The 25,916-nt window shown below is 58.3% G+C and carries 25 protein-coding genes; all 25 read left to right on the top strand.

The genetic code is table 11. The features are described 5' to 3' along the window. The first annotated feature begins 10 nt into the window (after nt 1-10). Nucleotides 11-1,054: a nitroreductase family protein gene (locus ACOOHD_RS11755; protein ID WP_420458072.1), complete on the top strand. Its 1,044-nt coding sequence runs from the start codon at nt 11-13 to the stop codon at nt 1,052-1,054. A 30-nt stretch (nt 1,055-1,084) separates the two neighbouring features. Further along, a complete protein-coding gene (locus tag ACOOHD_RS11750; RefSeq protein ID WP_420458071.1) occupies nt 1,085-2,539 on the top strand; it encodes a lipopolysaccharide biosynthesis protein in 1,455 nt (484 codons plus the stop codon). 34 nt (nt 2,540-2,573) lie between these two features. Next, complete coding sequence (locus ACOOHD_RS11745) at nt 2,574-3,713, top strand: polysaccharide pyruvyl transferase family protein (RefSeq protein WP_420458070.1); 1,140 nt, start codon at nt 2,574-2,576, stop codon at nt 3,711-3,713. Between the two features lie 172 nt (nt 3,714-3,885). Beyond that, nucleotides 3,886-4,329 (top strand): hypothetical protein, encoded by a 444-nt coding sequence (locus ACOOHD_RS11740; RefSeq protein WP_420458069.1) that lies wholly within the window; start codon nt 3,886-3,888, stop codon nt 4,327-4,329. Continuing rightward, a complete protein-coding gene (locus tag ACOOHD_RS11735; RefSeq protein ID WP_420458068.1) occupies nt 4,313-5,458 on the top strand; it encodes a hypothetical protein in 1,146 nt (381 codons plus the stop codon). Before ACOOHD_RS11740 ends, ACOOHD_RS11735 begins: the two co-directional genes overlap by 17 nt. A 49-nt stretch (nt 5,459-5,507) precedes the next feature. Next, on the top strand, nt 5,508-6,383 hold the full coding sequence (locus tag ACOOHD_RS11730; protein WP_420458067.1) for a glycosyltransferase family 2 protein: 876 nt from the start codon (nt 5,508-5,510) through the stop codon (nt 6,381-6,383). Nucleotides 6,384-6,440: 57 nt separating this feature from the next. Further along, a complete protein-coding gene (locus ACOOHD_RS11725) occupies nt 6,441-7,505 on the top strand; it encodes a polysialyltransferase family glycosyltransferase (RefSeq protein ID WP_420458066.1) in 1,065 nt (354 codons plus the stop codon). Between the two features lie 99 nt (nt 7,506-7,604). Beyond that, nucleotides 7,605-8,399 carry a hypothetical protein gene (locus ACOOHD_RS11720; RefSeq protein WP_420458065.1) on the top strand — a complete coding sequence of 265 codons (795 nt, stop codon included), beginning with the start codon at nt 7,605-7,607 and terminating at the stop codon, nt 8,397-8,399. Further along, entirely contained in the window at nt 8,396-9,520 is a 1,125-nt protein-coding gene (locus ACOOHD_RS11715) for a glycosyltransferase family 4 protein (protein WP_420458064.1), read from the top strand. The genes ACOOHD_RS11720 and ACOOHD_RS11715 overlap by 4 nt, the downstream gene beginning before the upstream one ends. Continuing rightward, the gene (locus ACOOHD_RS11710; protein ID WP_420458063.1) at nt 9,517-10,629 is read left to right on the top strand and encodes a glycosyltransferase family 4 protein; all 1,113 of its coding nucleotides are present in this window, start codon (nt 9,517-9,519) and stop codon (nt 10,627-10,629) included. Before ACOOHD_RS11715 ends, ACOOHD_RS11710 begins: the two co-directional genes overlap by 4 nt. After that, nucleotides 10,626-11,738: a glycosyltransferase gene (locus tag ACOOHD_RS11705; RefSeq protein WP_420458062.1), complete on the top strand. Its 1,113-nt coding sequence runs from the start codon at nt 10,626-10,628 to the stop codon at nt 11,736-11,738. Before ACOOHD_RS11710 ends, ACOOHD_RS11705 begins: the two co-directional genes overlap by 4 nt. Further along, complete coding sequence (locus tag ACOOHD_RS11700; RefSeq protein ID WP_420458061.1) at nt 11,735-12,676, top strand: GNAT family N-acetyltransferase; 942 nt, start codon at nt 11,735-11,737, stop codon at nt 12,674-12,676. The genes ACOOHD_RS11705 and ACOOHD_RS11700 overlap by 4 nt, the downstream gene beginning before the upstream one ends. After that, entirely contained in the window at nt 12,676-13,836 is a 1,161-nt protein-coding gene (locus ACOOHD_RS11695) for a hypothetical protein (RefSeq protein ID WP_420458060.1), read from the top strand. Before ACOOHD_RS11700 ends, ACOOHD_RS11695 begins: the two co-directional genes overlap by 1 nt. After that, on the top strand, nt 13,829-14,827 hold the full coding sequence (locus ACOOHD_RS11690) for a polysaccharide deacetylase (protein ID WP_420458059.1): 999 nt from the start codon (nt 13,829-13,831) through the stop codon (nt 14,825-14,827). Before ACOOHD_RS11695 ends, ACOOHD_RS11690 begins: the two co-directional genes overlap by 8 nt. Next, nucleotides 14,824-15,990 carry a glycosyltransferase family 4 protein gene (locus ACOOHD_RS11685; protein ID WP_420458058.1) on the top strand — a complete coding sequence of 389 codons (1,167 nt, stop codon included), beginning with the start codon at nt 14,824-14,826 and terminating at the stop codon, nt 15,988-15,990. The genes ACOOHD_RS11690 and ACOOHD_RS11685 overlap by 4 nt, the downstream gene beginning before the upstream one ends. After that, nucleotides 15,983-16,666, top strand: coding sequence for a glycosyltransferase family 2 protein (locus ACOOHD_RS11680; RefSeq protein ID WP_420458057.1), 684 nt, complete (start codon nt 15,983-15,985; stop codon nt 16,664-16,666). Before ACOOHD_RS11685 ends, ACOOHD_RS11680 begins: the two co-directional genes overlap by 8 nt. Nucleotides 16,667-16,670: 4 nt before the next feature. After that, the gene (locus ACOOHD_RS11675; RefSeq protein WP_420458056.1) at nt 16,671-17,012 is read left to right on the top strand and encodes a DUF2304 family protein; all 342 of its coding nucleotides are present in this window, start codon (nt 16,671-16,673) and stop codon (nt 17,010-17,012) included. Next, nucleotides 16,999-18,402 carry a hypothetical protein gene (locus tag ACOOHD_RS11670; protein WP_420458055.1) on the top strand — a complete coding sequence of 468 codons (1,404 nt, stop codon included), beginning with the start codon at nt 16,999-17,001 and terminating at the stop codon, nt 18,400-18,402. The genes ACOOHD_RS11675 and ACOOHD_RS11670 overlap by 14 nt, the downstream gene beginning before the upstream one ends. 9 nt (nt 18,403-18,411) lie before the next feature. After that, nucleotides 18,412-19,668 carry a hypothetical protein gene (locus ACOOHD_RS11665; RefSeq protein WP_420458054.1) on the top strand — a complete coding sequence of 419 codons (1,257 nt, stop codon included), beginning with the start codon at nt 18,412-18,414 and terminating at the stop codon, nt 19,666-19,668. A 183-nt stretch (nt 19,669-19,851) separates the two neighbouring features. Beyond that, the gene (locus tag ACOOHD_RS11660; protein WP_420458053.1) at nt 19,852-20,487 is read left to right on the top strand and encodes a hypothetical protein; all 636 of its coding nucleotides are present in this window, start codon (nt 19,852-19,854) and stop codon (nt 20,485-20,487) included. A 41-nt stretch (nt 20,488-20,528) separates the two neighbouring features. Continuing rightward, nucleotides 20,529-21,554 carry a UDP-N-acetylglucosamine 4,6-dehydratase (inverting) gene (gene pseB / locus ACOOHD_RS11655; protein WP_420458052.1) on the top strand — a complete coding sequence of 342 codons (1,026 nt, stop codon included), beginning with the start codon at nt 20,529-20,531 and terminating at the stop codon, nt 21,552-21,554. Beyond that, on the top strand, nt 21,551-22,741 hold the full coding sequence (gene pseC / locus ACOOHD_RS11650; RefSeq protein ID WP_420458051.1) for a UDP-4-amino-4,6-dideoxy-N-acetyl-beta-L-altrosamine transaminase: 1,191 nt from the start codon (nt 21,551-21,553) through the stop codon (nt 22,739-22,741). Before pseB ends, pseC begins: the two co-directional genes overlap by 4 nt. Continuing rightward, on the top strand, nt 22,734-23,429 hold the full coding sequence (gene pseF / locus ACOOHD_RS11645) for a pseudaminic acid cytidylyltransferase (protein WP_420458050.1): 696 nt from the start codon (nt 22,734-22,736) through the stop codon (nt 23,427-23,429). The genes pseC and pseF overlap by 8 nt, the downstream gene beginning before the upstream one ends. Next, nucleotides 23,422-24,879 carry a UDP-2,4-diacetamido-2,4,6-trideoxy-beta-L-altropyranose hydrolase gene (gene pseG / locus ACOOHD_RS11640; RefSeq protein WP_420458049.1) on the top strand — a complete coding sequence of 486 codons (1,458 nt, stop codon included), beginning with the start codon at nt 23,422-23,424 and terminating at the stop codon, nt 24,877-24,879. Before pseF ends, pseG begins: the two co-directional genes overlap by 8 nt. Further along, nucleotides 24,869-25,909: a pseudaminic acid synthase gene (pseI, locus tag ACOOHD_RS11635; RefSeq protein ID WP_420458048.1), complete on the top strand. Its 1,041-nt coding sequence runs from the start codon at nt 24,869-24,871 to the stop codon at nt 25,907-25,909. Before pseG ends, pseI begins: the two co-directional genes overlap by 11 nt. The last annotated feature ends 7 nt before the right edge of the window (nt 25,910-25,916 follow it).

Genomic DNA, 25,916 nt, shown 5'->3' with positions numbered 1-25,916 from the left:
CAATTCCAACATGAAGAATATACTTAAAAAGCTTAGACGTAAGCAACAGCGTTTTGTGAGTAGTGAGCTTCCTCGCTTGCTGAGTAAGCACGTTCTACTGGCCAAGCTCTACTACCTCTTGTTTTCCCGCGCCTTCGACCGCGAGCTTAGGTCGGTGCTGGCCGGGCGGGATGCTTACCTCGCTCAAGTAAGCAGTGAGGCCGCCAACGCTACGCTGCTAACCAGAAATATTCACCGCCTGGAGAAGGGACTGCTCATGCGCCCCCGCAGGGATACGTTTGCCGCAGGTTTCATAACGGAGACGGTCACTGCATTTAGCAAATTGGTTAAAGGCCCACAAACCTGCACGCCGGATCAGTTGCGGTGGTTTACTGACGTCCTGCGAGAATACTTTTCCGCAACGGCACAGTCACAGCATCCGGTGATCGAGCGGCAAAGACAGCGATTTGTCACCCTCGTAGTCGAGGAGGAGCTCGACGAGGTAAGGAAGGTGCCCTATAAGCGGACGCAGCGGGTGGATATTTCCTTTGAGGACTTTGCAAAGTTGAGCTACCAACGCCGGTCAGTGCGTTGGTTTCTCGACCAACCGGTCCCCCGCGCCCTGATCGACCGGGCCATCAGCGTGGCTAGCCAGTCGCCCAGCGCTTGTAACCGTCAGCCCTTCCGCTATGTCATCATTGACGATCCGGCTAAGATTGCCAAGGCCGTGGAATTACCCATGGGGACGCGGGGCTACGCCCATTCTATCCAGAGTTTCATTGTCTGCGTAGGTAATCTATCTGCCTACTTCCACGAGCGCGATCGGCACCTGATCTATATCGATGCCTCCCTGGCGAATATGGCCCTGATGTACTCCCTGGAGGTTTTGGGTCTTAGCAGCGTGCCGATCAACTGGCCCGACATCGAGCCCCGTGAGCGCATGATGCAGGATTTTTTGGGGTTGAGGGATTATGAGCGGCCCATCATGTGCATGGGCGTCGGTTACCCCGACCCGGAGGGTATGGTGGCCTACAGCCAAAAGAAAGACCTGGACCAACTACGCGCCTATGCTTAGTCAGTACGAAGTGTATACTGAGTACACGGCATGAATAGGCGACTGATACTGGGGGGCGTCGTTTGGAAGGGCATCGAGACGGTGATCAACAAGGGCTTTGCCATGATCATCAAGCTCGTGCTGGCCAGGATCCTGTTCCCCGCCGACTTCGGTGTGATTGGCATGGCCGCCGTGTTCATCAGTTTCGTGCAGGTATTTCAGGATATGGGCTTGAGTGCGGCACTGATTCAGCGTAAGGATGCCAACTTGCGGGAAAGTCACTTTCATACCTCCTTCTGGGCGGGGCTGATGTGGGGCTTACTGATCTACCTCATTGTAGCGTTTGTCGTGGCACCCATTGCGGCCTCATTCTACGACGAGCCGATCCTGCGGTCGATCATTCCCGTGCTTAGCTTAGGAATTATTCTGTCCCCCATTAACTTGGTACATAAGGCTCAGTTGGTCAGAGGCCTGGAGTTTAAGCGCCTGGCCTTCATCAGTAATGTGTCGAGTATTTCGGCCGGCGTGCTCTCCCTAATTCTGGCGCTACTGGGCTTCGGGGTGTGGTCACTGGTGTTCAATTCGGTAACCAGTACCCTGATCGCTCTCCCCCTTTTTTTTCTGGCTACGCGCTACGTACCGAAGTGGGAGTGGGACGCGGTAGCGTTTAAGGACATTTTTGGATTCGGGGTATACACTACCGGGACGAGCGTGTTCAACAATCTGACCAGTAAGATCGACTACCTCATCATCGGCAAGGTGGTATCGGCCAGCGCCCTGGGAGCGTACTCGTTTGCCTTTGTGCTCACCGAGATTGCCCGCAGCCAGATCATGTCCGTTATGTCGGAGGTGATGTATCCCGTGTACGGTCAAAAACAGGGCAATCTAAAGGCCATCCGCAAGTATTACCTCAACGTAGTAAAGTACAACTGCCTGGTAATCTACCCCATCATGCTCGTGATGTTGTTGTTTGCCGGGCCCATCATTCTCACCTTTTTCGGCGACAAGTGGGAGGCTAGTGTACCCATTACCCAGATCCTGTCGCTCTCGGTCATGGTGCACCTACTGGTCAACAGCAACACCGTACTGCTGCGCGGCCTGGGTCACGTGAGCCTGGAGTTCAAGTTACAGATGTTTAAATCGGTACTGATCTACATTCCCTCGATCTTCGTGGGGGTGTACTTTTTGGAGGAGGTGGGCGTGGCTCTAGCGGTACTATTCAGCAAGGTGATGAGCGTGATCATTGCGCAGTACTATTTGTGGAAGATCGTCCGTATTTCGAACCGAGACCTCTGGAACGTTAGCGGAACGCCCATCATCGCCAGCCTCGTAGCCGGGGGGGTGGGGTATACGGCTCACTTCGTGCTGGGTCTACCGGCAGTGCCAGCTGGCATACTGGTCATCCTAACCTACGGAGCTATCATTTGGTGGAGGATGCAGGCCGAGGTGCTCAAAATGTGGAATGCGGCCACTTCCCTGAGAAAAAAGAAATCGGCAAGCACCTGATTGCTGCCTGTCACCAATTTGACAACTAGCTAGTATGATTATTGAATTAAAGGGTATGGGTACGACCAATAAGGGAGGGTACCTAATGCTGAAGTCCGTGCTACAGGTATTGCGGCAGCACCAACTGGCCAGGGAGCTGTGTGCCGAGACCGGCGGGGGCAAGAACTACTTCACCCTGGCCCAGAATGGCCTGTTCCAAAAACCCGCGGTACACGCACGCAACTATGTCTGGCATGCGGTACTGCTCAGCCTGATGCCGAAAAAGCTGCGCCGTAGGTTCGGCATCATTCTGGAATCGGAGGTGGATGTCATCCTCGACGGATCGGGCTTCGGCTACGGCGATTTCTGGAAGCGCTCCGACAACAAGCGGTACATCCGGCGTATCGGGGCCGTGAAGCGTAAGGGCGGCCCCGTCATTCTGCTGCCCCAGGCTCTGGGGCCCTTCACCAAACCGGACGTAAGGGAGGAATTCGAGCAAATTGTGAATCAGGCCGATCTGATTTTCGCGCGCGACCGCCTCTCCTACCAGTACCTGATCGATGCCTACGGCGAGCGTGACTGTTTTCGGACTGCCCCTGATTTTACAAATAAACTGGTCATCGAAGCGCCCCGGGACTATGCCGACGGCAACGTCTGCGTGATTCCGAACAGCAAAATGATTACCGTAGAGAAGTACGCGGGCGAGTACGTTGACTTTTTGCTCCGCGCCGTTCGCCAGATTCAGCGCCACGAGCGTTTTAGCCCCTATTTTCTCGTGCACGAGGGCCAAAAGGACTTTGCCATCTGTGAGTTGTTGAACGCTCGGTTGGATAAGCCTCTAGCTATCGTCTGGCCGGCAGACCCCGTAGAGGTCAAAGATCGTATCCGCTCGGTCCACTTTACTCTCGTGTCCCGCTTTCATGGGTTGGTATCCAGCCTATCACAGGGGGTGCCCGCCATCGCAACCTCCTGGAGTCACAAGTATCGGATGCTGATGGAGGACTACCACTGCGAGGATTTTTTGGTGCAGATTGACCCTGCGGATGAGAAAAACATCGCTTCTTTGATCGACTCCTTAGCAAATGACTCGCAGTACAGTGCATTGAAAGGTAAGCTTGGTGCCCGTTCGCTAGAACAGAAGCAGCGCACCGATGCAATGTGGGCCGAGGTGTTGGCGTTGATCGAGCGTGCGTAGAATTTTCTTCTCACGGTTTAATTGCCTTAAGTTTCCCCATAATTATAAAAAATATCTACTCTTGGCTCCGGAAAATGCTGCCCGTATAAGGGTTGGCTTTGGACTCCTCATTTTGGTTCTGATCGGTCAGTTTATCATAGCCACGAAGGTCGTCCAACCCTATCCTGCCCTGGTGCTCCCTAGTTTCGGTCACGTGCCGAAGGGGACAATGACTAGCACCGTCAACAATTTTGATATTACTGCCTACCGGGCCAGTGGCCAAACGGTTGAGCTCCAACCCTGGGAGCTGATGCCCGACGTGATTCCACGGCACGCCCGCTTTGCCGTGGCTCGGCTAAAAAGCCCGACTACGGCAGGGGTAAAGAAGAAGGTACAGCTTGCCGGACATACCCTAGACGTGCGCCTGGGAAAGCGCGACCGTAAGGCGGACTATGGGGATTTCAGCGCTACGGTGCTGCACCGGTTATCGGATCAATTAGGGACTGAAGACCCGGTGAACCGGGTAGTCGTCACCTACTACACGGAGCGCTTCGACTATGCCCGTCGGCAGTTTTCGGGACGCCGGCAGACCGATTCGTTCGTCATTGCAAGATCCACCGATGAGCTGGTTAAGTAAACGGTTCGATCACTTACTATTTGAGGAGTACCGGGTCAGTGTACACTTCCTAGGGGTATTCCGCATTCTGTTCTGCCTGGGCATCCTACTGGTGACGGGGCTACGCAATTCGGCCTGGATGAGCGGCAGCTCCAACTACCTGTTTATCCCTCCTTTTAGTGTTGCCATCTTCTTCGATCACATTCCTTCCCTACCCTGGCTGGTGGGGCTGGATGCGCTGACCTGGATAAGCATACTGTGTTTGCTCTTCGGATTTAAGACGGCCTACGCATCCGTTGCCACCAGTATACTGCTGATTGTGCAGGGTTCCTTCCTGTACTCTCTAGGCAAGGTGGACCACGACATCCTGTACGTGTTGCTGCCCCTAGCGCTGGCGGGGTCGAAGTGGGGCGCCGCGTATTCCATCGATGCCAGCCTAGCCGGTAGCGGGGACAAAACCCACCGCCAGGAATACCAGAGCTGGCCCGTAGCGATCGTGAGCCTACTGTTATGCTTTGGAATGTTTACCTCGGGCTTTCAGAAGTTAACGGGGGGGTGGCTGATGCTTGACAGCCCGGCGGTGCATGCCCACCTGGTCAAGAATTTCTTTGTAGGGCGAAGAACCGATTTTCTTGCCGAAACTAGCCTGTACCTCAACAATGCTACGCTGTGGGAAATTGGAGATTGGGTGACGGTGTTTTTTGAGCTGGGCTTTTTAATCGCTTTTTTCCACCGCAGACTTCTCCGGTTCTTCCTGTTAGCGGCGGTATTCTTTCACCTGGCTAACTTTCTGATGTTAAACATCCTGTACGAGACTAACTTCCTGGTTTACCTTCTCTTCGTACCCGCCACTGTGCTGACCTGCAAGGGTCCGATTACGGAGCGGCTACTGTCGTGGTTCGGAAGTAAGATAAGGCTAGTAGTGACGGTGCTAGTGATGGGGCTATGGTACATCCTAGTGCAGTATATTGGGGATACGGAGCTGCGCGCTTTTCCATCGCTGACTAATTTCGTCGGCTACCTCACCGATCACAGCGGTCGGTATGTCACAGCCTACACCGTGATCGCACTTACTACCTTTGTACTGGCCCGGGTGACCGGTAAAGCGATCGGCCCTACGAGTGACACCTTACGGCAGGCAACTACCTAGTGTAGCGTGCCGGCCGCCCTAAAACCCGCAGTAACAGACGCCCTTTATTATGGCTTTCCAACCGAAAGTTTCTATTGTTATCCCGACCTATAACCGTGCCCACACGGTGGGGGAATCCATAGCTAGCGTACTGCAGCAGACCTTTAAGCAGTGGGAGTTGATCGTTGTCGATGACGGGTCAACCGACGCCACCTACACCGAACTCCGGGAGGCGTACTCCGACCACCCCCAGGTTAAGATTATCCGCATTGAGAACTCCGGTGCCGCCTTCGCGCGCAACGCGGGAGTGAGCCTCAGCACTAGCCCCATCATTACCTTTTTGGACAGCGACGATACTGTAGTACCCCACTGGCTGGAAACCATGCTACCCATCATGAACGAGCAGCGGGCTGACGTGATGAGCTGCGCGACCACTCACTACCGCACCAATGGGGAGGTCATCGTTACCGTACCCCAGATCAAACCGGGCGCACTCTTCAGCTACCGCCTCAAGATGACCAACGGTGGTTCCTTTTTTCTACGTAAGGCGATCTTTGAGGCCGTGGGCGGCTACGACGGTCAGTTGCGGGCCGGTCAGCACAGCGAGCTAGCGATCCGTATCGCACGGTACCTGAGGGAGAACAACGGTAGGGTGGCCTACACCGATGAGCCGCTGGTCAATGTAATCGACCGCGGGGGAAAAAGCATCCGCAAAAACGACCGGGCCGTGTTCGAAGGAATGCGCCGCTGCGTCGAGGTTCACCGTGACTATCTCCGCCGCGTAGATACCAATCTGCTGCACCACTACCTTTCGGCGGCCGGGGCCCGGGGGTTGCGCGTGGCGGAAGTCAGCGAGGCCAGAGCGTACCTGCGCGAAGCGATAACCATCAAGCCCCTGTACTTAAAGGGTATCGCTAGGCTGGTCCGGTCCTACCTACCTATTTAGCGCCGTCCGTGCTTAATGGCAAGGGATAGGGTAGTCATTCGTTAGCAGTACGTAAATATGAAATCAACCGGTATACAGCTCCGTACGGTACGTCCGCCGCATCTAGCTATCCTAAATAGCCACGTTTTTCACTTTGTCACCCTGAAGGAATTTGCTGCGACACGGGGCCATAGCCTGACCGACTGGTTTGTCTTCATCTATTACGAGAGCGACCGAAGGGACCTTTTAGACGTGTACAAAGCCTACCTGGAAAAAGAGCAATTCGTGAATTATCGCTTCTTCCCCATAGCGGCGGTAAACGGGCGAACGAGTAAGTGGAGCAGGTCGAAGAACATAGCGGCCATGCTCTCACACCTACTGTTCAGGTGGAATACACGACGGTTCCAAACCCTGCTGCTCGGAAACTACAGCAGTGTATCGGTACGGGTGTTTCCCAATCTTTTGCACTATGACGAGCTGGTGTACACGGATGAGGGGGACAGCACCCTGGCGGTGGCTAAGCAGCGCCATGCGTTACCGGGAGGCCCGGGGGTAGCCAGGCTACATCCGCGCCGGCTGCTCCGGTTTCCTGATGCCGCGACCTTCTTTACGCGCTACAAGGAGCTTGCCTTCGGGCATTCCGACCGGGTAATTCACTGTGACTACCGGCATACGCTGCGAAGAAAACGGACCGCCGTAAATACGCATCAGGTACTGTTTCTGGGCAACCCCTACCCTAAATATGACTACATACTGGAGCAAGAATACGCCAATCTGGTGCGCCGAGTAGCCGGCTCATACCAAAAACAGGGCATCTCATTTTTGTACAAGCCACATCGTATGGAAAGCGAAAACTTGCTGGCTGCCCTAGGTGCCGATGGCATAGAAATCATACGCGACGGGCGGCCCATCGAGGTGTACCTCGGAGAGATGGAAGTTTGGCCCCTCCACGTCGCCTCCTTTCTTACGACGGCTTTCTCCACCCTGGCTTCCGTCTTTAGCGGAGAGCTAAAGATCGTCGCGTACCGTTTGAGTAAAGAAACCTTTCTGAAAAAGCAAGAGCACTTTACCGCCCAGTACGCTTACTACGAAGAACACCAGAGGGAGATGAATATCGAGTTAGTGGAGCTACCCCATGCATAGGCCCCTCACTCAGTCCCACCCACAACTGTATACCCTATGATAACTAAATCCATTGCCCTTAACGGTCTAGCCCGTGGAGGCACTAATATTGTCTGGAACTTGATCCAATCACACCCCGATGTGGTAGCCCCCACCCACGAGGTAAACCAGATGACGGGGGGCTACGGGCGCCTCCGCTTCATCGACCAGGCCTTTCGTGCCCTGGCCGACCGGCCGAAGCTAGCCACGGTAGGCGAGTATTACTTCGAGAGTAAATTCAAGTGGAATGTTTCCAAGCCCGGTGGGGTCAACAATGGAATCGGTAAGGCCCCCGGCCGGCCGTACACCCGCACGGAACTGGAAGCGGGAGTCGTCTGCTTCAAGGGGGTCTGCTCCCCGAAGTTCTGGAGCCTCACGGACAATGACCTCATCGAACGCATCTCCCGCGAAACCGTTTTTGTAAGCCTCATCCGCGATGGCTTTTCCGTCTGCGAAGGGTGGATCCGGCGGGGTACACCGCCCCGGCAGGCCGCTCGCCTATACAACGAGTTCTGCCGCGACATCCTGCAACTGGACTGGGCAGGCAAAAAGCACAAGATCGTCCGCTTCGAGGATGTACTTGCCGATCCCTTCGGGCAGGCGGAACAGCTGCACGACTTTTGTGAGCTCCGCCCCCTGCCCCTCGATCACGTACGGCTTAAGGTAAAGAAGGTGATGACTAAGGATGGCGGCCACTCCGTCAGCTATGGCAGGCAGAACGAGCATTACTGGTTTGATCGCGATACGATCACGGAGATTATTCAACCCAACGTTAATGCCGCCCAGAGAAGTGCCCTGTCGGAGGAAGTTCACCGGATCATCGTCGAAGAGGCGGGAGAAGGCTTAGCGCAGTTCGGTTACCTCGCCCAACCTTGAAACTACTGATCATACTGGATACCCTGGCCGTCGGTGGGGCGGAGACCAGCACCCTGGCCATCGTGCGCGAGCTGGTGCCGGCGGGGCATAGCGTGATCGTGGCCACACTGTACGGCGGCGGCGGATTAGTTCCTCAGTTCGAGGCTACCGGAGCTACCGTAGTGGTCCATGATTTACGCCGGAAGTACGGCTTTTGGCGGGGGCAGCGCTACCTGCGGTCCCTACTGGATCGTACGGCCCCCGACCTGGTGCACGCCTCGCTGTTTCGCTCGGAGATCGTGGCGCGGCTCGCCCTACTGGGTAGCCCCCTGCCGCTGATCAATTCCTTCGTCAACGATAGCTACTCGAAGTACCACTACGGACTGAAGCGCTCTCCGCTGGGTAAAGCCAAGCTGTTCGGCATCCAGCTCATTGACTTTATCACCAAGGGGCGGGTGGACCACTTCACGGCTATCACCTCCTCCACGAAGGACGAGAACGCCCGCGCCCTGCGGGTGCCAGCGCACAACATATCGGTGATCTACCGGGGTAGAAGCGTAGCGGCTCACCCGGCGCAGCAGCCGCGGGCCGCGACTGCTGCCGGGCTTACCTTTCTGACTACCTCCCGGTTGATCTGGCGGAAGGGGTACCGGGAAGCCCTTACGGCCATTGCCGGGCTGGAGGGGGAGGGCATCCGTTACCTGATCGCCGGCGATGGGGTAGATGCCGCAGCCATCAAGCAGTACGCCGCGGGGCTGGCCCACCGCGAGCGGTTTGAGTTTCTTGGTGAGGTAAGTGACGTCACCTCGCTTTACCCCCGGGCCGACTTCTTCCTCATGCCCTCCCACTACGAGGGCCTGGGTGGGGCACTGATCGAGGCGATGCTGGCCAAAATTCCCATCATCGCCTCCGACATACCGGTTTTCCACGAGGTGACGGATGAAAATGCCCTCTTCTTTCGGGTCACCGACGCCCAGAAGTTACGGGGGCTGTTGCAGCAACTGGACAACCGGGACCAGTACCGGGACATGGTGGAGCGTGCCTACCAGACTGCGCGGCGGCGCTACGATATCAGCGAAGTGGCACAGGAAACCCTGGCGCTCTACCAGCGGGTGGCCGACCAAAAGCAGCAACGTAAGTGAGAATCATTCACCTGATCCAACGCCCCCAACTCCGGGGGGCGGAAACCTTTGCCTCCCAGATCGGTGCCGTACACCACCGGGGCGGTCACGAGGTGCTCTTCGTGGCGCTCTTCGAGCACCGGGGCGGGTTGGAGCTTAGCCTGGACGGGCCGCGGCTGCAGAAAATGTCCTTCAACGAGCGCCGCCGCTTCTTTGACCCCGGTGCCTGGTCGCAGCTGGCCCGCACGATCCGCGCCTTTGCGCCCGATATTGTACAGGCCAATGCCGGCGATACGCTCAAGTATGCCGTGCTCTCCCGAATACTTCACGGCTGGCCCGGGCACCTGGTGTTTCGCAACGCCAACAACATCAGTTCTTTCGTACGTAACCCAGTCCAGAAGTACTACCTCGGGCAGTTGCTCAACCGGGTGGATTCGGTCGTTTCGGTGAGTGAGAACTGTCGCCAGGATCTACTTACGCTGTTTCCCGCCCTGCGTCCGCCTACGACCACAATTACCATCGGTACCCCGGTCGATGTGAAGGCCCGCCGTGATCGGGCTGCGGTACTGGCTGAGTTCGACTTCTCGCCTACTCTGCCGGTACTGGTCAACGTGGGAAGCTTCGTGCCGGAAAAAAATCACCTCGGCCTGTTGCGTATCTTCGCGGCCCTGTGTCGGGATGGGCACGCCGCCCAGCTGTTGCTGATTGGCGATGGCAGGTTACGTCCCCGGTTGGAGGCCCTCCGGCATTCCCTGGGGCTGGAGCAAGTTGTACACCTGGCCGGCTACCGTACGGACGTGGGCGAGCTACTATTTCATACTGACCTAATGGTGATGCCCAGTCTGGTAGAGGGGATGCCGGGGGTCATTCTCGAGGCGATGGCCCGCGGCGTGTCCGTAGTAGCGGCCGATGTGGGTGGCATTGCCGAGATCCTCCACTACGGTCGTACGGGCTACGTAGTGGACCCCCGCGACGAGGCTGCCTTTGCCCGTACGGTGGGGGAGTTGCTGGAGGATCCCGCCCGCCGGCAGCGTATTGCCGAACAAGCCCTTGCCTTAGTACGGGAACAAAAGGCCATCGGGACCATTGCTGCCGATTTTCTTCATTATTACCAAGCCATTAAGCAGTGATCCGCGTACTACACCTCATCAAATCACTGGGCCGGGGGGGAGCCGAGATGCTGCTGCCCGAAACCCTGCGGGTACACGACCGTGAGCGGTACGATTTCCGCTACGCCTATTTCCTGCCCCATAAGGGACAGGTGGCCGAGGATCTGCGCGCCCTCGGTGCCGAGGTGGACCTTTTCGCCGCTACCACCACCCCGGGTATCCTGGCCCAGTCACTGGCCCTGCAGCGGTACGTACGGCGCCACCGCATCGATATCATCCACTGTCACCTTCCCATTGCGGGGGTGACGGGCCGCATTGTCAGCAAGCTGACGGGTATTCCGGTGGTGTACACCGAGCACAATAAGCAGGAACGCTACCACACCCTCACCCGGAGACTAAATCTGGCGACCATGCCCTGGAATCAGCGGGTGATCGCTTGCTCCAACGACGTGCTCGCTAGCATCAACCAGCACGTGAGCCTAGGGCGCGAGCGGGTACAGAGCCTGCAAAACGGGGTGAACACCGCGCGCTTTGCCCTGCACGACTTCCCCCGCACCCGCGTACGCGCCCAACTGGAGTTGCCAGCGGAGAAAATCATCGTAGGTACGGTCTGTGTATTCCGTACCCAAAAACGCCTGCACCACTGGCTTACCTTGGCCGAACGCCTGTACCGCAGCAATCCCAATCTGCGCTTCGTACTGGTCGGCGACGGCCCGCAGGAGGAGCAGATCAGGGCGCAGGTCCGGCAGGCGGGTATGGAACAGGTCATTTCCTTCCCCGGGCGGATTAGCGAGGTGCGCCCCTGGCTGGCGGCCATGGACGTGTATCTCATGACCAGTGAGTTCGAGGGGCTACCCATCGCCATGCTGGAGGCGATGAGTATGGAGCTGCCGGTAGTGGCCACCCGGGCCGGCGGGATTGGAGAGGCCATCACCGACGGCGAAAACGGATTTCTGGCCGAGGTGGAGGACTGGCAGGCGCTACAGGCTCCGCTAGAGCGACTCATCGACGACGAAGCACTGCGCAGGCAAATAGGGCAGGCGGCGCGGACGCAGGTGCAACGAAACTTTAGTGTGCAACGTATGGCCCGGGAGCTAGAGGGCATCTACGACCAAGTGATACTGCTATGACCTTTCGTTTTGCCACACCGGCCGATGAGGAGGCCATCATCGCACTGCTACGCCTGAGCCTGGGTGACGGTAGTACGGAAAAGAGCGTAGCCTTCTGGCGCTGGAAGCACGTCCACAATCCCTTCGGACCCTCACCGGTACTGCTGGCCGTAGAGGATACTCAGGTAGTGGGAGTGAGGGCCTTCATGCGGTGGGACTGGGCGGATGGCACGACGCTGCACCACGCGCTGCGGGCCGTGGATACGGCCACCCATCCGGACTACCGGGGCCGGGGCATTTTCAAGAAACTGACCCTGCAGCTGGTAGAACAGTGCGAGCGCGAGGGCTACGCCTTCATTTTCAACACCCCCAACGCGCAGAGCCGACCGGGCTACCTGAAGATGGGCTGGCAGCAACTCGGAAAGGTGCCACTGCGAATCGCTCCCCGCTCTCCCTTGAGGATCTTACGCGCGCTGTTACGTAGGGGGGCAACTACGGACCAGCCAGCCGATGTACCGAACGCCGCAGCATTCGATCAGGTGCCGGAGTGGCTGAACGAGGTGGAGTCACCGGCTGGCCGGTGGACCACTCCGGCGGCGGTGGACTTTCTACGGTGGCGCTATGCAGAATGCCCCGTGCGGGACTATGCGGTACTATCCGGTTCCGGCGCTTACTACTTGGTGTACTACCTACGCAGGCAGCGCGTCGGGGTGGAGCTACGTATCGTGCACGCTACGGTAAGGCAGGATAGGGAGGCAGACGCCCGGGCCGGTCTGGCGGGCCTACTGCGCCGTGTACGCCCCGCGGTAGTAAGCTGCGCCCCGGCCAGCTGGCTACCCTGGTACTTTCTGCCCGCCCTTCCGCTGGGGCTCGTGCTGACCTTTAGGGGGCTGAAGCTAGCCCAAGCGGTAGTGCTGGCCAGGTGGCGGTACACCCTAGGGGACCTAGAACTTTTCTGATGACACTAGTACTCTCCCTTTTCATCATCGTACTCGGCGCGGCGCTACTGATCAATGGCCACGCCGCGGAACTGCGCCACTCCAAAGGTGTGGTGTGGGGCCTGTTTGCCTACCATACCTTTTTCTCGTTGGTTTACTACCTGTGGGCGCTAGTTAACCCCTCGGATTCCAAGGCGTACTACCGGAATACGGCTACGGATTGGGCGGGGGTGGAGTGGCTGGACTACTTCACCTTCGGTACGCCGTTCATTAACTTCTTAGCCTATCCCTTCATTCAGGGCCTGAACTTCAGCTACGTAGCGACTATGTTCCTGTTCGGCTTCTTTGGTTTTGTGGGCTTTTTCTACTTTTACCTGCTGGTAGCGGAACGTACCACCTTTAAGCACCGCATCTTGGGTATTGACGTAATCGTGCTGCTATTTTTTCTACCCATCGCACACTTTTACAGCGCGTCTTTGGGAAAGGGATCGGTGATACTGGCGGGTATGGGTATGCTCTTTTACGGGCTGAACGGCATCAGCCGGCGGTTGATCTGGATCCTTATCGGTGGGTTCCTGGTGCTCCACGTACGGGCCCATATTATGGCCGCTATTTGTGGGGCGGCCGTACTAGCTTCCGTATTTAGTAGTAGGGGGATCAAATCGTGGCAGAAGGGGCTTATCGTGCTAACCGCACTGGCCGCACTCGGACCGCTGTTCCAGCAAACGTTTGCCTACGTAGGGGTGGATGCATCGGATGCTGACGCCATTGCCGAGTGGTCGGAAAAGCGCACCACCGACCTAAAGGCGGCTAACTCGGCGGTCGATATCGACAATTATTCCCAGCCCATGAAGCTGTTCACCTTTCTGTTTCGCCCGCTATTCATCGATTCGCCGAACGCGCTGGGCCTGATCGTATCGGTGGAAAATCTCATCTACCTGATGTTGTTCCTACGCTGTTTTAGTCCTCGCTTTCTCAAATTCATCCTCACCGCTCCGTGGATGGTGAAGATGGCCCTGACGACCTTTTTTGTGGTCAGCATCGCCCTGGCCCAGATTAGCTCCAACATGGGTATCGCCATCCGCCAGAAGTCACAGGTGACCTACCTATTCGTGCTCGTACTACTAGCTTACGCCGACTACGCCTACCGGGAGGAACGCAAACTGGTGATCGGTGAGTAGGTGCGGAGCGTTCATCATTTCGCTGGACTTCGAGTTGCACTGGGGGGTATTTGACCACACTGCGTTGGACGAGCGCAGCCGGGCCTACTTTGATCGGACCCGGGCGCTGATTCCTCCTACGCTGCGGCTGTTTGAGGAGTATGCCCTGAACGCCAGCTGGGCTACGGTGGGCATGTTATTCGCCCGTGATAGGGAGGAACTACTCAGCTCCCTTCCCCAACGGCGACCGCGGTACACCGACGCGCGGCTGGATCCCTACCGCGTACTCGAGGGGGTGGGCGAGGACGAAGCAGCCGACCCGTACCATTACGCGCCGACCCTCATCGCGCTCATCCACGCCACCCCCGGTCAGGTTATTGGCAGCCATACCTTTGCCCATTATTACTGCCTAGAGGCGGGCCAGCAGGTGGAGGCATTCAGTGACGATCTTCAGGCGGCCCAGCACCTGATGCAGCGTACGGGCTACGGATCCGCCAGGGCACTGGTCTTTCCCCGCAATCAGTACCGGCACGATTATTTCGCTGCGGTACGGCGGGCCGGGTTTGAGACCTTCCGGGGCAACCCTACGCAGTGGTTCTGGAACGTGCGATCGGGTGAACACACCGGTCGCCTCCAGCGTGTGGCTCGCCTGAGCGACAACTACTTATCCGGATGGGGAGACACTACCTTTGACGGTAGGCTCGCCAACACTGCTGGAGTGATTGAGGTGCCGGCGAGCCGATTTTTAAGGCCTTATCTGAGTCACCTAGACGGATACGGGGGGCAGCGACTGAAGTTGCGCCGTATTCTGAGTGAGATGCAGACGGCGGCCCGGCAGGCCCGCAGCTACCACCTGTGGTGGCATCCGCATAATTTGGCCACCCACCCACAGAAGAATATGGACGCCCTCCGGGAGATCGCCCACCATTACCAAACCCTACAGCGAACCTACGGATGGGAGAGCCACTCCATGGAGTCCTTCGTCGATCGCACGGCGCGAATGGCACGATGAACCCTACGCACACCGACACGACGGGTATGGAGCTGGGAGGCACTACGGTAGCCATCGTAGCGAATACGAGTTGGAATATCTTCAATTTCCGGGGGGGGCTGCTGCGTAGCCTGAAGGCAACCGGTGCCCGAATGATTGCCATTGCACCTCCCGACGAATACTCCGACCGACTAGGACCGGAGTTCGGAGCCACGTACGTGCCGGTAACTAGACTGAGCCGCAAGGGCACCAATCCTGCCCAGGATGCCGCCCTACTGCTGGAGCTGGCCCGTATCTACCGCAGGTTTCGGGTAGACGTAGTGCTGCACTATACGATCAAGCCGGTGATCTACGGTTCGCTGGCCGCCAAGCTGGTTGGGGTCAGGAACATCAGCACCCTGACCGGGCTAGGGTATGCGTTCATTACGCCGGGGCTGGTCAACCGCGTGGTCAAGCAGCTCTACCGGCGGGCCCTGCGCTCCGCCCACTGGACCTACTTTCAGAATGCGGATGACCGGCGACTGTTTCTGGATAACGGTCTCGTGCCGTCCGACCGTTCGGGGGTTATCCCCGGTTCGGGTATTGATACGGATAAGTTTGCGCCCGATGGCGCTGCGGAGGCCGCCCCCCTGAGTTTTCTGTTCATCGGCCGGCTGCTGTACGACAAGGGGGTCATGGAATTTCATGAGGCGGCACGCAGCATCCGCCGGCGCCATCCCGAGGTGACCTTCCACATGGTGGGCGGGCTTGACGATGGGAACCCCTCGGGCGTGCCCTCCTCGATGGTTAAATTATGGGAAGCGTGTGGGGACATCGTGTACCACGGGCAGGTATCCGATACCCGCCCCTACATCGCGCGTGCTACCGCCGTGGTGCTCCCCTCCTACCGGGAGGGGCTACCCCGCGTGATGCTGGAGGGTATGGCGATGGGTAAGCCGCTGGTGGCCTCTGACGTCCCCGGCTGCCGCGATACCATTGACGAGGGGGTAAACGGGCATCTGGTGGTGGTGCAAGATGCGGTAAGTCTGGCCGCAGGCATGGAAAAAATCATCCATAGCAGTCCGGAACAGCGCGCCGCTATGGGCCGTGCCGGGCGGCAGATGGCCGTCACCCGCTTCGCCGAGCCCGTCATCGTGGACCATTACCTCCAACTCATTCGCCAGATGAATCTACGGCATGGCTGAGGTGCTCGTGATCGTACCGGTCTACAACGAAGCGCTCGGTGTGGTGCGGGCTACGCTGGGGGCACTGCGGGCCCTGGGTCACGATATCCTGCTGGTCGATGATGGGTCCTCCGATCCGCTGCCCGACCTCATTAGTGATCTGGCTACTACCGTGGTGCGGCACGCGGTGAACCTGGGCCAGGGGGCCGCGCTGCAGACCGGTATGGAGTACGCCCGGCGGCGGGGCTATGGCTACGTGGTGCACTTTGATGCCGATGGCCAGCACCCGGCCCAGGCGGTGGGTGCCCTGCTGGAGGAGCTTACCCGTGGGGAAGCGGATATCGTGTTCGGAAGTCGGTTCTTGGTGGCCGAAAACCGGGCGTCCATTCCGGTGGTTCGGCGTGGCGTGCTCATATTGGGCAGACTTTTTAATGGGCTTTCCACGGGGGTGTGGATGACGGACGCGCACATCGGCCTACGGGCCATGAACCGGCGGGCGGTGCAACGCATCAGCCTACGGGAGAACCGCATGGCCTATGCGACCGAGCTGCTGTGGCAGCTCAGGCGCCACGGACTAAGGTGGAAAGAAGTACCGGTAGCCGTAGTTTACACCCCGTACTCCCGCCGTAAGGGGCAGTCATCCTGGAATGCACTACGGATCGCTACCGACGTACTGCTTCGCCTGATCTACCGCTAGCATCATGACACCGATCCAACTCCTACTCTTTGCCGCCCTGGGGGCCATTGCCCTGATCTACCTCAAGCTGGTCCGTTACCAGTCGGGGGCGGTCGGCGTACTGCTGCTGGTGTTACTGGCCGGTAGCGTGGCGGTGTACGATCCGGACCTTACTACGCTAGTAGCCAATAAGCTGGGGGTAGAACGTGGGACTGACCTACTACTGTACACAACGGTCATTTTCCTGTGCGGCATTTTTGCCGTGGTGTACGGTCGCTTTCGCATGATCGAGGAGCAGCATACGCGGCTATTCCGGGAAATAAGCTTACTGCAGGAACAGCTACGTCGGGGCGGTGAAAATACGTAAGGCTAGGCTCACGGCCTGGGGGATAGCGGCGGCCGCAGCGATCGCCGTGCTGCCCTTTCTGCTCCTGTGTGCCTACTGGCACCCCGTGGGCACCCATGCCGTAGACTGGATCAGTAACTGGGGGGGGCGGTACGAGAAGGTAAGTTACTGGGCCCAGCAGCTAGATTGGTACCGCACCACCATGGGCAGGTACACCAGTACGGCCCTGCTGAGCACGACGCATCACTGGTACTCGCTGCCGGTGGCCCGCTGCGTGTTTCTGGCCCTACATTTGCTGCTCGGCGGGGCGGTCTATTACTGCGTGAGGGGGGTGTTCCGGGCCGCCCTCGGTGTACATTTAGTGATAACGCTCGCCGTACTGGCGCTCTACGTAAGTAACCTAAGTAATCCCTACGATAGCCTGTACCGGCTCACGGGACTGTTGATCTACCAGACCGGTCTGATTGCTACCCTGCTGTTGGCCGGCCTGCTGTGCCGGGGGAAAGTAGGGTGGGCGGCGGTAGCTGTGGTATTTGCCGCAGGGACTAACGAGATTAGCCTGGTGCAGTGCGGAGGTTTACTGATCGGTCTAGTGGTCTACCGTCCGGAGCTCTTACGGCGCTCGGACACACTTGTTCTATTAGCAACGGCGATCTTCGCAGCGACTGTAGCTCTGGCAGCTCCGGGGAATTGGGTACGCGCGGCACTTTACCAGACCTCGACGCACTCACTGCCCGAAAGTTTCGCCCTGGTAGTGGCCACCGGACTATTCACCTGGCTCAGTTGGCTATCCTCCACCGCTTTATTACCCCTTATACTGGTAGGTAGTAGTTTCCTGCCACGGGTGACGCTCAGCCGAAAAAACTTCCTTTTACTGGGGACAGCCGCTATAGTAGCTCCCCCCATAAGCTTCACGCCGGTGCTACTGGCCACGCGAGCGGAGAGTTTTCCGGAGGGGATTGCTGACTGGCAGATCATACCGGTAGCCCTACTGCTCAGCGTACTCGTAGCCAGCCGGCCGCGGTACCTACTTTCCACCTGGCAATCGGCGCTGCTCGTAGTACTCATCGGGCTGGTCGGCACCTTAGGCCGGGTGAGCATCGACCGGCGGCGTGACGGGGCGGTGGCAAGCCCCTGGGAACGCATTGTGCTGACGGCCCCGCCGGGGAGGGCGTGGCAGCAGTTGCTGAGTGGTCGAAGTGCGGCGTATAGTGCATCGGTGGAACGGCAGTATGGGGAGGTACGGCGATGTACGCAGGGTATCTGCCGCGTCAGTTCGCTTGAAGGACAATTCGATAATTACCTTTACGATGTCTCCTACGACCGGCGCAGTAGGGCGGGAGGGGATGTATGGTTCGGCTATTTGGTGAACCATAGCGGGGTGACCGTCGTATCTCAGCATTGGGACTAGTATAAAGTGATGACCTTGCCGGCAGAACGAATCCTATTTCTTGCGAATTATTTCCCGCCGCGCCCCGCCGTTGCCGGGCGGCGGCTTGGGCACCTCGCTTCCTGGGCCCAACAGCACTACGCCCGGGTGTTCGTCATTCGCAACGACCGCAACTTTGACGGAACCGACGTACCGGGCCTAGAGGTAGTAGCACTACCCGCCCGTGACTTACGGGCCCTAGTTGGTGGTCCCGGCCCGGCCCACACCCTACCGCACAACAGCTACCGTAGGCGGGTGAGCGCTCCGCTACTGCGCCTGCGGCAGTCCTTTCCCTTCCTTTACCTGACTGATGATGGGGGCCCCATCTACCGTAGGCAGGCCTACCGGGAAGCGGTACGCCTGATCGAAACCGAGCAGGTTACTACGATCTTTTCTTCTTTCCGCCCCTGGTCAGATCACCTTGTGGCCCGCCGGCTCAAAGAGCGGTACCCGCGGTTACACTGGATTGCCGACTTCCGTGACCTCCACGCCGATCCCGTACGGCGTGACGTCTGGTGGCCCGCCCTCCAGCGCTGGTGGGCCCGCCGCATGATCGCCACGGCCGATGAGGTCTGGGGAGTCTCCGAAGGCCAGGTGGCCTACCTACGCCGGCTCAACGCGAAGGCTGCCGTGCGTCGCAACCGACTGTTCAGCCTGCCCCCCGCCACTACCGCCCCCCAGACCGAACGCTTCACTATCGTCTACACCGGTAGCCTCTACGAACGCCTACAGAGCATTCGTCCCCTGGTGACCACCCTCAACGCCCTCGTTGCCGAGGGGCATATGCAGGCCGACGACGTCGAGCTGGTCTACCGCGGCAAGGACGCCGGACTCTGGGCGGAGTGGCTTACTGGGCTGCATCCCGAGATTCACTGCAACACCCGAGCCTACGTTGCACCCGCGACCGCGCAAAAACTACAGACGGAGGCCCAGCTGCTGCTGCTCCTCAACTGGTCCGCACCCGGCTACTACGGCGTACTGACCGCCAAACTATACGACTACCTCTCCGCCGGCCGCCCCATCCTGGCCCTAGTCAACGGCCCCGATGATCCGGAGCTGCGGCAGATTGTGGAGGGTACGCGGGCCGGCAGGGTGTACGCCGATGGTATGAGTCATGAGTGGCTACTAGGTTGCTATCAGAGCTGGCGGGAGGGGGGAGGAAGGTTGCCGTGGTCGGCGGATCTGAGCGAGATGGCGCAGTACCTGGAAAGCCAACCAGTGGGTAGTGCTTACCGGCGTTCGCTGTAACATGATCCCGAGGCTCATCCTAGCTTTTTAACTTATTTTACACGACCCGCGTATTTCGACGCGTTACGCAGTTTAATTACTCTACCAATGTACCAGACTTGCTTTTTACTTCTTTTCCTGCTCCTTGCCCCGGTACTTGTTACCGGTCAAACAGTATCGTCTTCCGTAACTGTTTGCCAGGGGGTGACCCAGCCCGAAGACTGGGTGACCTACGACAACATCCCCACTGAAGATGTGCGGGGGGTGCGCGTATACATTGATACCCGGGGCTGTAACTTTACCGAGGTGCCGCATTACGTAGTGACCCTGGAATCCATCAACGGCTACCATTGGTTCATGACCGGTCCTAACTCGGTATACCAACCCACCACGGAAAGTTTTAACGTACTCGCCCGCTGGGTCGATCACCCTTCGGAAGATCCCTTTGTGGGAGATAAGCAATACTCTAATCCTCTGACCCTTGCTACGGCTCGCGATTTGGGCCTATACGTCAGGTGGACAGCTTTCCAAGCGGCACCGGATACCACTGCCGAAGAGGAACAAGTGCCTGAAGAACCTACTACTTTAGCCCCCCGGGATCCGGCACGGGATTACCTTGCGGATGAGCTGTTCCAACTCAGCCCTAACCCCGCGAGTGACTACCTGACGATCAATCCCACCGAGGTATTTGACCGCTACGAGCTCGTGTCGTCTACCGGTGCTATCCTCGATGATTTTATCCAGACCACCCTTACAGTAAGTGCACTTCCACCCGGAACCTATTTCATTCGCGCCTACCGGGGTAACCGCTATGGACTCCGACGTTTCGTCAGGCAGTGAGCCAGGGCTAAATGTTAAATGGGCGTACCTTTGCCCCCCTTATGGAAAATTTAAACCTAAACGGAAAATCCGTTCTTATCACCGGCGGCACCGGCTCCCTAGGCAAGGCTCTCACCCGCCGCATCTTCGCAAAGTGGCCCGACGTCCGCCGCCTAGTCATTTTCAGTCGCGACGAGCAAAAGCAGTTCGTCATGGCTCAGGAGTATCCCGCCAAGCGGTACCCCGCCATCCGCTTCTTCATCGGCGACGTGCGCGACCGCGAGCGACTGGTACGCGCCATGCAGGGCATCGACTACGTGATCCACGCTGCGGCCATGAAGCACGTACACCTGGCCGAGTACAACCCCTCGGAGTGCATCAAAACGAATGTGGGAGGAGCTGAAAACGTCATCTACGCTTCCCTGGAAGCGGGCGTAAAGCGTGTCGTAGCCCTGAGTACCGACAAAGCGTGCGCACCCATCAATCTGTATGGAGCCACTAAGTTGACCAGCGATAAGCTCTTTATCGCCGCCAACAATATTAAGGGAAAGAACCCCATCCGCTTCTCCGTGGTCCGCTACGGTAACGTGATGGGCTCCAATGGCTCGGTCATTCCCTTTTTCCTCAAAAAACGGGAGGAGGCCTACCTCCCCATCACCGATCCGCGCATGACGCGCTTCAACATCAGCCTCGACGGCGGGGTCGATATGGTGTTTCACGCCCTGGCCAATGCCTGGGGCGGTGAGATCTTCATCCCCAAAATTCCCAGCTACCGCATCACGGACGTTGCCGAAGCCATCGCGCCCACTACCGAGCAGCGCGTGATCGGTATCCGCCCCGGCGAGAAGATCCACGAGGAGATGATCACTCCCTCGGACTCCTTCTACACCTACGACATGGGCAAGTACTACGCCATCCTGCCCTCCGTACCCAATTGGGACCTGGAAGCGTTTAAGGAGGAGTTCGGTGCCAAGCTCGTCGACAACGGGTTTAGCTATAACTCCGGCACCAACACCGAATGGGTCACCGTCGAGGAGCTGCGCAGCTTCATCACCATCCACGTTGACCCAAGCTTCGCCGTCGTATGACCACCCCCACCACCGTTACCCACGCCATCCCCTACGGCCGACAGAATATCACGGAGGCCGACATCGCCGCCGTCACCGAGGCGCTAAAGGCCGATTACCTCACCACCGGTCCCCGGGTCGATGAGTTCGAGGAGAAGTTCGCTGCCTACATCGGCTCCAGGTACGCCGTCGCCGTCGCCAACGGTACCGCCGCCCTCCACCTCTGCGCCCTGGCCCTGGATGTGCAGGAGGGTACCCGCGTCATCACCACCCCGATCACCTTTGCCGCCAGCGCCAACTGCGTGCGTTACTGCGGTGGTGAGGTATGGTTTGCGGATATCGATTCGGAGACCCTCACGCTCGATATCGATAAAGTGCGCGCCCTGATTGAAAGCCGTCCCCGGGGTTTCTTCCACGGTATCGTACCCGTCGACTTCGCCGGCTACCCCATTGATCTGGAGGCCTACCGCGCCCTGGCCGACGAGCACGATCTTTGGATCATCGAAGATGCCTGCCACGCCCCCGGCGGCTGGTTCACCGATAGCCAGGGCAGCGAGCAGTGGTGCGGCAACGGCAACTACGCCGACCTGGCCATCTTCAGCTTCCACCCCGTCAAGCACATCGCTAGCGGCGAGGGCGGCATGATCACCACTAACGACGAGGCCCTCTACGAACGCCTCAGGGTGCTACGTACCCACGGCATCACCCGCGACCGCGGCAACCTGCGCTACCCCGACCAGGGCGGCTGGTACATGGAGATGCAAGAGCTGGGCTACAACTACCGCATTCCCGACATCCTCTGCGCCCTCGGCATTAGCCAGCTTTCCCGCGCCGAGAAGGGCATGGCCCGCCGGCAGGAGATCGCCCAGCGGTACGATGAAGCCTTTGCGGGCGCGGACGCAGGTGCAGTGAAGCATCATGGAGTACCCCCTTCCGATCGTCGCCACGCCTTCCACCTCTACGTGATCGAGGTTGCCGACCGGCGGGGATTGTACGACTACCTGCGGGAGTACGGCATCTACGCCCAGGTGCACTACGTGCCCGTGCATACCATGCCGTACTACCAGGATATTGGGTACGAAGAGGCCGACCTTAGTAAGTCCGAAGCTTACTACGCTAGGGGCATTAGCCTGCCAATGTACCCAACTTTGACCGACGAGGAGCAGGATTTCGTGATCGACAAAGTAAAAGCCTTTGTGCGTGGCTAGGCTAGCTATCATCCCGGCCCGGGGGGGCAGCAAGCGGATACCGCGTAAGAATATCAAGTCTTTTCTCGGCAAACCAATCATCGCCTACTCCATCGAGGCCGCTTTATCCAGCGGCCTATTCGATGAGGCAATGGTTTCTACCGATGATGAGGAGATCGGGCAAATCGCTCGCGAATATGGTGCAAAGGTGCCATTCTACCGGAGTGCCGTGGCGAGTGACGATACGGCAACTACCCTGGACGCCCTTGCTGAGGTACTTGCTCAGTACGGAAAACAGGACCACCGGTTTACTGAGGTGTGTTGCATCTACCCCGCCAGTCCGTTCGTTACGGCCGAGCTACTGCAATCAGGATATAAGCTACTTGAACACGAGCAGTTCGACTGTGTGTTTCCCGTTCTTCGCTACGGGTCCCCTATCCAACGCTCCATGGTTTTAGGACCGGATGGTCGGATGCAGCTACGCTACCCCGAGTATGTATCGACCCGCTCCCAGGACCTCGAGCCGAGCTACCACGACGCGGGGATGTTCTACTGGTTTCGTCCCGAGCCGGTGCTAACCGCGCGTAAACTCTGGACGGACAATTCGGGCTGCCTGGAAGTGAGCGAGCTGCAGGCTCAGGACATCGACACCCCAGCCGACTGGCAGCTTGCCGAGTTTAAGTACCAGTATCTACAGCAGCATGGCTAAGCCCACCGTAATTTTTCGTGCGGATGGCCACCCCCGTATGGGGTTGGGTCACCTGGTCCGCTCCGCCGCCCTGGCCGAAATGCTGATGCCGGACTTCGATTGTTTCCTGGTGTACCGTGACTGTCCGGAAAGCTTGCTTGCGGATTGGACCGTTTTCTGTGCGACTACTCAGGTGGCTGCTACCAATAGTCCTATGGCTGACGCACAGTTTTTGGTTGACTACGTCACCACTCACGGCCAGGTACAACCCAGCATCGTAGTGCTTGATGGCTACCACTTCGATACAGCCTATCAGGAGACCATCCTGGCTGCCGGTCACCGTCTAGTTTGTATTGACGATATACACCACACCAAATTTGTCGCTCACCTGGTGATCAATCATGCACCAGCAGCTCGTATTGACGACTACCGTACTGCCCCCGGTACCCACTTTGCATTCGGTCTACGCTTTGCTCTCCTGCGGGGCCCCTTTCGGGAGGCCGCCCGGGACAGACTGGTCAGAGGGAGCAGCGCGCGCCATGGAGTGTTCGTCTGCCTAGGGGGAGCCGACCCGGACAATGCCACGCTCGACGTACTCCGGCAGTTGGCCAGTGCATCCATCACCGCCCCTGTAGATGTCGTGATCGGATCGGCGTACCAGCACGAGGCGTCCCTGGCTGAGTTTCTCGAGCATACGGCCCTTGAGGTACGATTACACCGCCAACTCTCCGCTACTCAAATGGCTGCCCTGATGCAAGCATCCGCCTACGGGATCACCAGCCCTAGCACGGTCTGCCTGGAATACCTCAGTGCCGGTGGACGCCTTTATCTAAAGCAGATCGCGGATAACCAAACGGAGATATACCAGGCGCTGCTAAAGCAGGGACTTGCCCAAGACGTAACCAGCCTACAGCGTACTGACCCCGACGCAGGATCAAAAATTACTTCCGAAAGCCATGGGTTGTTGGACGGACAGCAGGACGTTCGCTTCCGCAAGTTATTCCGGGGATTGGGACTGAGCTACCGGCAAGCTACAAAAGCGGATAGTCCGACCTACCTCACCTGGGCCAACGACCCGCTCGTGCGTGCGCAATCTTTCAATTTGGAAGAAATCGACCCAGTGGCCCACGAAGCCTGGTTTACCCGTAAGCTGCAGGACCCGCACACCGATCTACTCCTATTTAATGAGGGTGAACGAGCGGTAGGGCAGGTGCGCCTACAGATTGAGGGGCAGGAAGCCGTGATCGGTTACTCCGTTGCCGAGTCGGCGCGGGGTGCCGGCTATGGTTTGGCTATGCTACATTTTGCCCAGAATCACCTACAGCGTCAGCGCAGTGGGGTAAACTGCATCGTGGGCTACGTCAAGCGTAGCAACACACCCTCTTTAATCACCTTCCGCCGCCTGGGCTACTGCGAGGCGGACACCGACGACCATCCAGACGCTGTAAAGTTTACGCTCTATGACCTATAAAATTGGCCGCTTCGAAATTGGCGCCGACCAGCCGCCCTTTATCATTGCCGAAATGTCGGGTAACCATAACCAATCGCTCGACCGGGCACTTGAACTGGTTGATGCCGCCGCCGCTGCCGGTGCCCATGCCCTGAAATTGCAAACCTACACGGCGGACACCATCACGATCGACCACCGCGGTGGACTTTTTGATATTAGTGACAAGAATAGCCTCTGGGCGGGGCAGAATCTCTACGAGCTGTACTCCGAGGCGCATACTCCGTGGGAGTGGCACAAGCCCATCTTTGACCGGGCAAAAGAGCTCGGTATGGTCGCATTTTCCTCGCCATTCGATGAGACGGCGGTCGACTTTCTAGAAGAGCTCGACGTACCGGCTTACAAAATTGCCTCCTTTGAGTCCAACCATCACCCGCTGCTCCGCAAAGTTGCCGCTACGGGTAAGCCGATCATCATCAGCTCCGGAGCCTCTCGCCTGGATGAGATCTACGAATCAGTGCGCATACTGCGTGAAGCCGGCGCCCGGCAGATTTGCGTACTCAAGTGTACCAGCACCTACCCCGCCACCCCTGAGAATACCAACCTACGTACCATCCCGGTTTTCCAATCCGTATTTCCGGACTGTACCGTAGGACTATCGGATCATACCATGGGCATCGGCGTATCTGTAGCCGCGGTGGCCCTAGGCGCCACAGTAATCGAAAAGCACTTTACGCTACGGCGGGCCGATGGGGGAGTAGATAGTGCCTTCAGTCTGGAGCCGGAGGAGCTCGCCGCCCTGGTCACCGAGACCGAGCGGGCGTGGCAGGGGCTGGGGGGCGTGCAACTAGACACCCAGAAAGCGGAGGAGAAGAGCCGGCAGTTTAAGCGGTCCGTCTATGTCGTGAAGGATATTGCCGCCGGTGAGGTACTTACCCGGGAGAACCTACGGGTGATTCGCCCGGGGGATGGGCTCGCCCCCAAATTTTATGAGGAGGTATTAGGTCGACGATCCGACCGCGATTGGCAAAGAGGCGATCCCTACAGAGGCTGATTAATTG

It is taken from the genome of Neolewinella sp. (assembly GCF_965214665.1).
Lineage (GTDB): Bacteria > Bacteroidota > Bacteroidia > Chitinophagales > Saprospiraceae > Neolewinella.
This window is presented reverse-complemented; position numbering and strand designations above follow the sequence as displayed.

Bases quoted from the DNA above. Each gene is read 5' to 3' on its own strand.
- ACOOHD_RS11755 (WP_420458072.1), top strand. From the start codon at position 11: ATGAAGAATATACTTAAAAAGCTTAGACGTAAGCAACAGCGTTTTGTG.
- ACOOHD_RS11750 (WP_420458071.1), top strand. From the start codon at position 1,085: ATGAATAGGCGACTGATACTGGGGGGCGTCGTTTGGAAGGGCATCGAG.
- ACOOHD_RS11745 (WP_420458070.1), top strand. From the start codon at position 2,574: ATGATTATTGAATTAAAGGGTATGGGTACGACCAATAAGGGAGGGTAC.
- ACOOHD_RS11735 (WP_420458068.1), top strand. From the start codon at position 4,313: ATGAGCTGGTTAAGTAAACGGTTCGATCACTTACTATTTGAGGAGTAC.
- ACOOHD_RS11730 (WP_420458067.1), top strand. From the start codon at position 5,508: ATGGCTTTCCAACCGAAAGTTTCTATTGTTATCCCGACCTATAACCGT.
- ACOOHD_RS11725 (WP_420458066.1), top strand. From the start codon at position 6,441: ATGAAATCAACCGGTATACAGCTCCGTACGGTACGTCCGCCGCATCTA.
- ACOOHD_RS11700 (WP_420458061.1), top strand. From the start codon at position 11,735: ATGACCTTTCGTTTTGCCACACCGGCCGATGAGGAGGCCATCATCGCA.
- ACOOHD_RS11695 (WP_420458060.1), top strand. From the start codon at position 12,676: ATGACACTAGTACTCTCCCTTTTCATCATCGTACTCGGCGCGGCGCTA.
- ACOOHD_RS11685 (WP_420458058.1), top strand. From the start codon at position 14,824: ATGAACCCTACGCACACCGACACGACGGGTATGGAGCTGGGAGGCACT.
- ACOOHD_RS11680 (WP_420458057.1), top strand. From the start codon at position 15,983: ATGGCTGAGGTGCTCGTGATCGTACCGGTCTACAACGAAGCGCTCGGT.
- ACOOHD_RS11675 (WP_420458056.1), top strand. From the start codon at position 16,671: ATGACACCGATCCAACTCCTACTCTTTGCCGCCCTGGGGGCCATTGCC.
- ACOOHD_RS11665 (WP_420458054.1), top strand. From the start codon at position 18,412: ATGACCTTGCCGGCAGAACGAATCCTATTTCTTGCGAATTATTTCCCG.
- pseB (WP_420458052.1), top strand. From the start codon at position 20,529: ATGGAAAATTTAAACCTAAACGGAAAATCCGTTCTTATCACCGGCGGC.
- pseC (WP_420458051.1), top strand. From the start codon at position 21,551: ATGACCACCCCCACCACCGTTACCCACGCCATCCCCTACGGCCGACAG.
- pseG (WP_420458049.1), top strand. From the start codon at position 23,422: ATGGCTAAGCCCACCGTAATTTTTCGTGCGGATGGCCACCCCCGTATG.
- pseI (WP_420458048.1), top strand. From the start codon at position 24,869: ATGACCTATAAAATTGGCCGCTTCGAAATTGGCGCCGACCAGCCGCCC.